6 protein-coding genes are annotated in these 5,465 nt (G+C 52.3%); 2 read left to right on the top strand and 4 right to left on the bottom strand.

Annotated features, from left to right (window positions below):
- Window positions 1-106: 106 nt before the first annotated feature.
- Window positions 107-253, top strand: coding sequence for a hypothetical protein (locus SIK97_RS29670; RefSeq protein WP_001717510.1), 147 nt, complete (start codon window positions 107-109; stop codon window positions 251-253).
- Window positions 254-709: 456 nt separating this feature from the next.
- Here SIK97_RS29670 and SIK97_RS00810 read toward each other — a convergent pair whose 3' ends face one another.
- On the bottom strand, window positions 710-991 hold the full coding sequence (locus SIK97_RS00810) for a type II toxin-antitoxin system RelE/ParE family toxin (protein ID WP_000594459.1): 282 nt from the start codon (window positions 989-991) through the stop codon (window positions 710-712).
- 337 nt (window positions 992-1,328) lie between these two features.
- Here SIK97_RS00810 and SIK97_RS00805 point away from each other — a divergent pair, with 337 nt between their 5' ends.
- Window positions 1,329-1,622, top strand: a complete 294-nt coding sequence (locus SIK97_RS00805) for a HigA family addiction module antitoxin (RefSeq protein WP_000609279.1) — start codon at window positions 1,329-1,331, stop codon at window positions 1,620-1,622.
- Window positions 1,623-3,153: 1,531 nt separating this feature from the next.
- Here SIK97_RS00805 and SIK97_RS00800 read toward each other — a convergent pair.
- The 3 genes from SIK97_RS00800 to SIK97_RS00785 all read right to left on the bottom strand — a co-directional run bounded on the left by SIK97_RS00800 (window position 3,154) and on the right by SIK97_RS00785 (window position 4,889).
- A complete protein-coding gene (locus tag SIK97_RS00800) occupies window positions 3,154-3,369 on the bottom strand; it encodes an MbeD family mobilization/exclusion protein (protein WP_000137422.1) in 216 nt (71 codons plus the stop codon).
- Window positions 3,370-3,375: 6 nt separating this feature from the next.
- Entirely contained in the window at window positions 3,376-3,867 is a 492-nt protein-coding gene (locus tag SIK97_RS00795) for an MbeB family mobilization protein (RefSeq protein WP_045342089.1), read from the bottom strand.
- 677 nt (window positions 3,868-4,544) lie between these two features.
- Window positions 4,545-4,889: a MobC family plasmid mobilization relaxosome protein gene (locus SIK97_RS00785; RefSeq protein WP_045342092.1), complete on the bottom strand. Its 345-nt coding sequence runs from the start codon at window positions 4,887-4,889 to the stop codon at window positions 4,545-4,547.
- Window positions 4,890-5,465 lie beyond the last annotated feature (576 nt).

The raw sequence follows: 5,465 nt of genomic DNA, 5'->3' as shown, positions 1-5,465 counted from the left end.
CCTGCCTTTCGGTTTACCGGTGTCACTCCGCTGTTATGGCCGCGTTTATCTCATTCCACGCCTGACACTCAGTTCCGGGAAGGCAGTTCGCTCCAAGCTGGACTGTATGCACGAACCCCCCGTTCAGTCCGACCGCAGCGTCTTATCCGGTAACTATCGACTTGAGTCCAACCCGGAAAGACACAACAAAACGCCACTGGCTGCGGCCATTGGTAAGAGGGTGTACAAGAGATTACTGATGCAGAGTTCTTGAAGTCAGAGCCATACTGAGGCTAAACTGGAAGGACAGAATTTGGTTTCAGCGGTCTTGTACACCCTGTTACCACGGTTCAGAAGTTCCCCAACTTACTGAACCCTCGAAAAAACCGCCTCCCCAGGCGGTTTTTTCGTTTCGAACATAAGATACGCTTTGTCGATTTAATCAGTCAAGGAAGAACCCTGAAAGCCTCAATCGCTTACAGAATTATTCTTGTTAGAGACATGTTTCTGCACCGTATCAACACCAGTACACAAAACAGCTGCAAACAGGAACCATCCCCACCCATCTAGGCCACGAACAGCAAGAACCCCAGCAATGACTACACAAAGCAAAGGGAACAACAAAATCATAAAGGCTCTCATAAATCCTCCAGAGGTACTTATTTTTGAATAAAGTCCCTAATCCATCCATATTGCCACTAGGATGGATTAGTAACTTACTTATTGATTACTAATGGTAATCTTCAAGATCAACGTCTAAGACGTTTGGTTCTTCCACCTTGAAAACCACCCTCCAGTTTCCGTTAACCTCTACGGAAAACTCACCTTTACGTTCACCTTTTAGGGGGTGACACCCCAGCGCCCTTACATCCACAATATCTTGAAGACATGTTGCGGTGCTTAGCGTAGTCAATATCATGCGAAGTTTTTTCGCTAAGTGAGGCTGAATTCCGGCGGTGTTACCGTTTTCAGCAAAACTCCGAAGCCCTTTATGCTTTATGTTTTTTATCATCAATCATCTCCATAAAATTTTCGTCGATATCTATCTCTATAAACAGAAAACAATTTGACAGCGTCCATTTGAACCCCTTGCATTATTAAAATAATTGACGTAACTTTGTCTCTGAGGTCGATTACCTCGTTTGACTTCCAAGAGCGCTAACCGTACAATATGGCGCCTTGAAAAAGTCGGTAAAGACACCATATCAGCGGTAGCTTTCTGCTCCACCGAGCATCCTAAAGCTTACTGCTTTTTTTGTCAATAACAGACACTTGCGTATTGTGCAATGCGCAACGCGAAAGAAACAAAATGTTTTGTGTAATCAAATACAAAACCAATAGAGGAAGGCATGATAAATCTTTACGATCCTGTACACCCCGGTGAATTCATCAGGGAAATGTTCATGGAACCGTTCGAAATACCTGCCGCAGAGTTAGCTGATAAGCTTGAAGTATCACAATCTGCATTAAGTAGATTGCTCAATGGAAAAACTGATCTTAGTTATGAGATGGCTCTTCGACTATCTAAAGTTATAGGCCGCTCTGCAGAGTCGTGGGTTAATATGCAGGCTCAGTACAGCCTCTCGAAAAGTCGTAAAACTTTATCCGAGACGCTAGAACACCTTCATCCGATGTTTCCATAAGTAAAAGCCCGCTCGTGCGGGCTTTTTGCCGTAAAACCCCCGCATACCTACCTTTAGTTTGATTTTTAGTTCAGTTCTTAGATCTTGAAATGATTGTTGTTTGAACACCAATAAGATGCCCATACAAGGCTCTAAAAAGGAGAACAAAATGGCAATTTATGTAGGACCACATGGCAAAATAGGTCGTGATGGTGGCTCATTCCAAGAATGTGACATCAACACAAACACTCATACTGTTACCCGCAAATATGGACGATACTGCACCATTCGCGATAATGAGTTCGCACCACCAACGAGCGCACCTGGCAGGTACTGGCTACAGATCTACCGAACCCCAGACAACACTGAGTAACAGAAGCGCCAGTAACGACAAAGCCCGCATAAGCGGGCTTTGTCTCTTACAAAATTCCTCGTCGTCGCAATTCAGCTTCTATCGCCTCACATGCGGCATCCACAATCTCCGTGTTGTAGTACCTGGACATGCCACTGCTAATGATATCGTCCATTAGGGCACGGTTATGAGCTAAGGTACGTCGTAAGTATTCAGGGGTATGTTGCTCCATCGGATTCTCCTTTTCATGACTGAGCATTATTGCTTACCTGTATTTATCCCCGTCAGTGCTGGTCACGTTGAAAAGCCCTAAAAAACCACTTTTTTAGCTGCCTTAATCATTGAAAAATGGCACTTAAATCCACATCTATCGCGCTGGGGAAATCGCCCGCACACAGCCACTGATAAAATAAAAGTGAGATAAAATGGATCCAATGGATAAGATTTGCGATGTTTGTGCCCTCCCTGCCAGCGCCTGTACCTGTGGCTTCTGCGATGACTGCAACGAGAAGCTGGCAGACTGCGTCTGTGAGCGCTGCAGCGATTGTGGAAATTTAGATGAGCACTGTAGCTGCTCACGTTGCGACGAGTGCGGTGAAAAACTGGATGAGTGCATATGTGAGGAGTGCGAAGAATGTCTCCGCAGTCCACATGATTGTATCTGCGAAAACTGACCTAAGGCCGAATTCTCTTTCAAGAGCGACCGGGACGGTCGCTCTTATTTACCATAACATCCGTTGCCCGCACCGCTGAGACGGGGTTGGCTGCGTTTCCGGTGCCAGACTCAGGAAAGTGGCGACAGACATGACGAAAAAACACCAGAAACGCAGCCGCTGGATATTACACTAGTGCATAGTCATGCAGCCAGATGCATGGATGTTAAAGTCACACTAAAATCCGCGCCAATGCCTTAAAAACCGACAAATGCTTCTCCAGCCAGTCCCACAGCTCCGCCGCCAGATACAGGCAGTTAAGCAATGATTCAATAAGATTTAACAGCTTCATTTCCCGCTCCTGAATAAGTCGTGACCTTTTTGATCACGAACCTATTTAGCGGGAGAAATAAGAGCCCCTCTTCGTGCGGGTTGTCAGCTGCCTGGATGGTTTAAAGTGTCGGCCCGCGGTAGGTTTTCTGCGGCTGGCGCTCCAGCTCCAGTGTTTTCTGATACTCATTCTCCCTCTGCCGGAGCTCGATGGCATTCAGTTCCCGGACAAGCGGCGCAGCTGCTCGCTTAAACTCAGCACCTGCGTGCTCAAGTCCGACACGCGCTCGTTCAGCACCGCGTTCTCCCGTTGCATAAGCCCACACATGCTCCGCCATTCCGCGAAGGCGCTCTCCCATTCGTCCAGCCTTTGCGAGTAGTCCTGCTGTAGCTGCTCTAATGCGCTCAGCAACTGCTTTTCCAGCTCTGTCATTTTCAGCTACTCCTGTTTCAGGCGGATCCATGTCGTCCCGTCGTAAGGGATGGCTTCGGTTTGTATCCCCGGCGGCAGGATAAGAAACCTCCGGCCGTCGCTGCTCTCCTGATAGCGCACTCCCCACGTCCGGGCGGTCATTTTCGCCAGGGTATCTTCCTGCTGACGAAGATGCGTGTAATTGTCGGTTATCTGCTGCCCCTGCCACCACAGAATGCTCCCGCTCGTGCCGATCAGCAGCGCTGACACCATCAGGATGGTGAGCCATGTCCGCCCGGCAGTCCGCAGTACGCTCCGCCGGTTTTTCTCCATCGCCTCGCTCATACTCTGCTCGTGGGCGAGGATGGCGTCGCTGATTCTCCTCGCGCTTGCGCTCAGTTCCGCTCTGACAGACTGCTCGTGCTCGCTGAATGCGGCTTTCAGCATCTCGCCGGTACTCTGCTGCTGCGCTTTCGATTGCTGCTCTAAGTCCTTCGCCAGCGTTAAAAGACTGCTCATAGATGGCTCCCTTCAGTCGGATGTTTCGCCCCCCGTCCGGGTCGGCAATGCTGATACTGCTTTTCGTGGTGCGCACCACCTCAAAACCTGCACCTTCAAGAGTGTCAGTGACATCCTGACGGCTTTTCAGCTCCCCGGACGAAGCAAGGGTCAGCAGTCCCCGGGTAATGGCTTCTGCGGCCTCCTGCTTCGTTTTCGGCAGCCCGGACGGCGTGACCAGCGCCCGGCGGTTTTCCGGCGCGTTCGGGTCGTGCAGCCCCAGTCTGCCGTTCACGATAGTCTGCCAGGCATCGATGCGCGGCCGGTCGGCGCGGTCGTAGTAAGGCTGGAGCCGCCTGCCGGTCAGCAGCTCGGTATTGGGGATCAGAAAGTTCAGCTCCAGACGCCCCTTGTCCGCGTGCTCCACCCACAGAATGCTGTACTGATCTTTATCGAGTCCGGGCATCAGAACCCGCTCGAAGCTGGCCATCAGTTTTTCCCGCTGGCCGGGAGGCAGATCGGCCTCCGCAAACGACAGAACGCCGGAGGTGTATTTCTTAACGTAAGGCGACGCGTCAATCAGCTCCCGGACTTCTTCCGGCTTCCCCTGCAGGACGGTGGCGCCTTCACGCTGCCGGTCTTTACCCAGCAGATAGTCCACCGGCCCGGCGCCACCGCCGCGGCCGCGCGGATGAAATTTAACGATCATCGTCCGTTCCTTTCTCAAGAACGGCGTGCCGCAGCCGCTCAAGGCCGGCATCGATGGTCATCAGCGCCGCCACAATCTGTACCCTGTCATGGCCGGTGCCGCCGCCGGCGTTAACACGGCGGGCTATCTGGTTCAGGTTATTGCCCATGCCGGCAAGCTGGCGCAGCAGCGCCGGCGAGAGTGAGGGGAGCTTTCCGGAACGTGCCGGCTTTTCGTCCAGGCAGATCTGCCGCATCCACGCCGCCAGCTGCCTGCCGTCACAGCGCTCGAGCAGCCGCCGGTGCTCGTCCTCCGTCACCCACATGGTGAGCATCTTGCTCCGTTTCTCTGACAAACCGGCCTCCTGATAACGCCGGGACGGGCGGGAAAGCCTTTCCCGGTCGGCGCGGGGTTGGACAAGCCGCAGGCGCGTCAGGCTTTTGGCGGGTTTCGGGGCGCAGCCCTGAACCAGTCACGTAGCGCTAGCGGAGTGTATACTGGCTTACTATGTTGGCACGGATGAGGGTGTCAGTGAAGTGCTTCATGTGGCAGGAGAAAAAAGGCGGCACCGGTGCGTCAGCAGAATATGTGATACAGGATATATTCCGCTTCCTCGCTCACTGACTCGCTGCGCTCGGTCGTTCGGCTGCGGCGAGCGGAAATGGCTTACGAACGGGGCGGAAATTTCCTGGAGGATGCCAGGAAGAAGCTTAACAGGGAAGCGAGAAGGCCACGACAAAGCCGTTTTTCCATAGGCTCCGCCCCCCTGACAAGCATCACGAAATCTGACGCTCAAATCAGTGGTGGCGAAACCCGACAGGACTATAAAGATACCAGGCGTTTCCCCCTGGTGGCTCCCTCGTGCGCTCTCCTGTTCCTGCCTTTCGGTTTACCGGTGTCACTCCGCTGTTATGGCCGCGTTTATCTCATT

The organism is Klebsiella sp. JN_Kp126, from assembly GCF_033843325.1.
GTDB lineage: Bacteria > Pseudomonadota > Gammaproteobacteria > Enterobacterales > Enterobacteriaceae > Klebsiella > Klebsiella michiganensis.
Note: the sequence above shows the minus strand (reverse complement) of the source record. Positions and strands in the feature narration are given on the sequence as shown.